This window comes from Peribacillus sp. P4_D6, assembly GCF_056401795.1.
The window spans coordinates 1-3,406 of the sequence record NZ_JBFUIQ010000238.1 but is presented as its reverse complement, the minus strand read 5'-3'; the positions used below and the strand labels follow the sequence as shown (position 1 = coordinate 3,406).

Below are 3,406 nucleotides of genomic sequence, written 5' to 3'. Positions count from 1 at the left end.
GCACTGTACCTACCCTATTTTTCTAAGCAGGAGGTTAAAGGGATGCCACGCCTCGCTGTCATTGCGATTATCATACAGTATTTAATCGGCAGTTATGTTTATGGTATCGCTCATTTACCTTATATCATCTATCCAAATGTCACGATTCTATCAGGATTTACCGATCCAACCTCATTCCGGGCCGTGTTTGCCACGTATATCGTGGGCTTTGCAATATTAGTCCCAGGGTTCTATTATTTCTGGTCCATCTTCATGAAAGATCAGCGTCGAAAGTTCAAACGGCGACAAATGTCAAATTAGTTCATCTTTGAAAAGAGAGGTTATCACTATGAAAAAAAAGTTAGATCTGCTAAAATATGCGGTTTTAGTCATCTCACTATTTTTGAGCTATCAAGCGGTTGAAGCGCATGATAAAAATTTTCAGGTGGATGGCACATATATTTCAACTAAAAGAGATGTAACAGGTGACCAGAAAATAGACATCATCCAGGTTCAGGGACTGCCTTATGAGGAAGGTAGTAAGTTTCTGAAAAAAATTGAGTTAAGTGTGGAAAGCAATCGCCGTATAATCGACGTCCCGCTTGAAGCTGGGTATAATCCAGATCTAAAGGTTGCCGACTTGAATGATGATGGGGTCCAGGATGTATTGGTTACGGTTTTGATGGAAGGTAGAGAGCGGTTGATATCCAGTTACGCCTATACATTCAAGGATGGAAAAGTGAAGGAGCTTGAAGTACCGCCATCCGTTCCTGTAATGGCACAATTTCTTGACGGATACAAAGCGGAAATCATTATTGAAGGTCAAAAACCTGTGGTGATGGATGTCAGTTCCAGAAAACAAGCTTATGATAAATTGGGCATTTATCAAAATGGAAAACTAAATGAACCGACAGAGCTTTTGGTTGATCCATACTCTTCACTGGATTTCAAGACCGTTTTTGGAAAAGGAAAAGCGCTTATCGGAATCCAAAGTGTAAAAGGGTCCGATGAGCGTGATCCGATACTGGAGATCAAATCAGTATGGAAATATAATAATGGATGGCAGCTTGTAAAAGCCCAAGTTAAACCGGTCAAGGCTAGTAAATGACATGGTATCGACTGCTTCTTAAATAAACTGGATTGACKGCTCTTGGTTTTGAGGGCTGTTTTTTTTGTTGATAATTAAAAATTGACAATTTTTAATTATTTGGTAAAATCTAAATAAATCCAGTTTATACATAATCAAGCTCTTTATTCTGGATGTAATGTAAGCGGATACAAAGGGGGTGCAGTCTTACGGAGTTAAAAGAAAAAATAATTGAAATATCGTTGACGCTCTTCGATCAGCATGGTTTTCATGGTGTCTCCGTCAACGAAATCGTTAAGGCATGCGGAACTAGCAAAGGTGGTTTTTATCACCATTTCTCTTCCAAAGATGAACTCTTATTTGTCATCCATGATTACTTTATTTCATATGTTTTAATAAAAGCACAGGAAGCCATTTCAGAAAGTACCCATCCAACAGAAAAAATGCAAAAGATCATTCAATCATTTGTTAAAGTTTTTGACCTCTATAAACCACACATCTCAGTTTTCTATCAAGAAAGCATTTACTTAAAACCACCTTATGTTGAAGCAATCAAAAAAAAGCGTCAAACGTATAAAGAAATCATTTTTTCCGTTATCAAAGAAGGTATTGACAAGGGAGTATTCCGCAGCGAATTGCCAGTGGAAATTACCGGAATGTCAATTCTGGGCATGGTGAACTGGTCCTACAAATGGTACAAAAGGGACGGCGGAAAAACGATCGACGAAATCGGTGATATTTACGTGGATTTAATTCTGAATGCCCTATTGATAGATAAACAAAAAGAAGCGGAAATCACCCAGCCATTTTTACTGAAGAACCAAGTTGTTGTGGATTGAACAATCAACTTGATTTGTACAGACCAACTAGTCGGTCTCAATAGAAAGGGGAATGAACATATGGATTTTTCACTTACAAAAGAACAGCAAATGATTAAGGAAATGGTAAGGGAATTTGCTGAAAAGGAAATTAAACCGATTGCGATAGAGTTGGACGCAAAGTCCATGTTTGCGGAGGATGTATTCAAAAAAATGGGGAAACTCGGGTTGCTTGGAATTCCGTTTCCTGAAGAATATGGCGGTTCGGGCGGAGATACGATTTCGTATGCCATTGCCGTTGAAGAGATTGGCAAGGCGTGCGGGGGAACCGGCTTAAGTTATGCCGCAGCCGTTTCGCTCGGGGCAAGTCCAATTTACTATTTTGGAACCGAAGAACAGAAGCAAAAATATCTGGTTCCAATCACGACCGGTGAAACCCTGGCAGCTTTCGGGTTGACAGAGCCTAATGCGGGTTCCGATGCTGGCGGTACGAGAACGACTGCCGTGTTGGATGGTGATGAATATGTGATTAATGGCGAAAAAACATGGATAACAAATGCCAGCTATTCAAGAACGGTTACTGTCACTGCTGTATCGGGAAAAGATTCAAAGGGCAAAAACATCATCTCGGCATTCATCGTGCCAACCGATACCCAAGGGCTGACGATCAATAGCAATTATGAAAAAATGGGAGTCCGGGCTTCCAATACTTGTGAAATCATTCTGGATAATGTTCGGGTGCCAAAGGAAAATTTATTGGGAGATCCGGAAAAAGGGTTCAAACAATTCCTATTCACGCTTGATGGAGGACGGATTTCCATTGCAGCTTTGGCCGTCGGTATCGCTCAGGCTGCCTTTGACAGAGCTTTAGCTTTTTCAAAAGAGCGCATCCAATTCGGTAAAACCATATCAAATTTCCAGGCCATTCAATTCAAGCTTGCAGACATGGCGATGGAGATCGAATTGGCGAGGAATATGGTATATAAGGCTGCATGGTTAAAAGACAATAAAAAACCTTTTGCAAAGGAAGCGGCATACGCCAAGCTCTTTGCTAGTGAGACCTCGTTCCGCGCCAGCAATCAAGCGATTCAAATACACGGCGGCTCTGGTTACATGCGTGAATATGAAGTGGAACGCTATTTAAGAGATGCTAAGTTATTGGAAATTGGTGAAGGCACTTCCGAAATTCAAAGACTCGTTATCGCCAGGCAATTAGGCTGTTAATCTTTACGGAACGTAAAATGAACTTGATGCTTGGGGTTCATTTGGGTGAAAAGCAGATGTTATCTAAACAGCAAAAAGCGTTCATTCTTACCTTTATTTGATTAGGAGGAGTTTGATGTCTGATTTGCTAGATGTTACGATCGGGAAATTGCTTGAAAGGACAGCTGAACAATACGGTGGTAATGAAGCAGTTGTGTACCATGAACTAGGCCTGCGCCATTCTTATCGCGAATTTGAAAAGATTTGCCGAAAGGCTGCCAGGGGGTTCATGTCACTGGATATTAAAAAAGGGGAACAT

Annotated in this window: 3 protein-coding genes and 2 pseudogenes; all 5 read left to right on the top strand. The window is 40.8% G+C overall.

The features are described from left to right. Positions 1-300: pseudogene (locus AC1DVB_RS26080) on the top strand (cytochrome d ubiquinol oxidase subunit II); the annotation flags it as partial. A gap of 28 nt (positions 301-328) precedes the next feature. Further along, complete coding sequence (locus tag AC1DVB_RS26075; protein WP_477591687.1) at positions 329-1,087, top strand: hypothetical protein; 759 nt, start codon at positions 329-331, stop codon at positions 1,085-1,087. 167 nt (positions 1,088-1,254) lie between these two features. Further along, the gene (locus tag AC1DVB_RS26070) at positions 1,255-1,905 is read left to right on the top strand and encodes a TetR/AcrR family transcriptional regulator (protein ID WP_477591689.1); all 651 of its coding nucleotides are present in this window, start codon (positions 1,255-1,257) and stop codon (positions 1,903-1,905) included. A gap of 60 nt (positions 1,906-1,965) precedes the next feature. Further along, positions 1,966-3,108: an acyl-CoA dehydrogenase gene (locus AC1DVB_RS26065; protein WP_057277748.1), complete on the top strand. Its 1,143-nt coding sequence runs from the start codon at positions 1,966-1,968 to the stop codon at positions 3,106-3,108. A gap of 115 nt (positions 3,109-3,223) precedes the next feature. Beyond that, positions 3,224-3,406, top strand: a pseudogene (locus AC1DVB_RS26060) (AMP-binding protein); the annotation flags it as partial.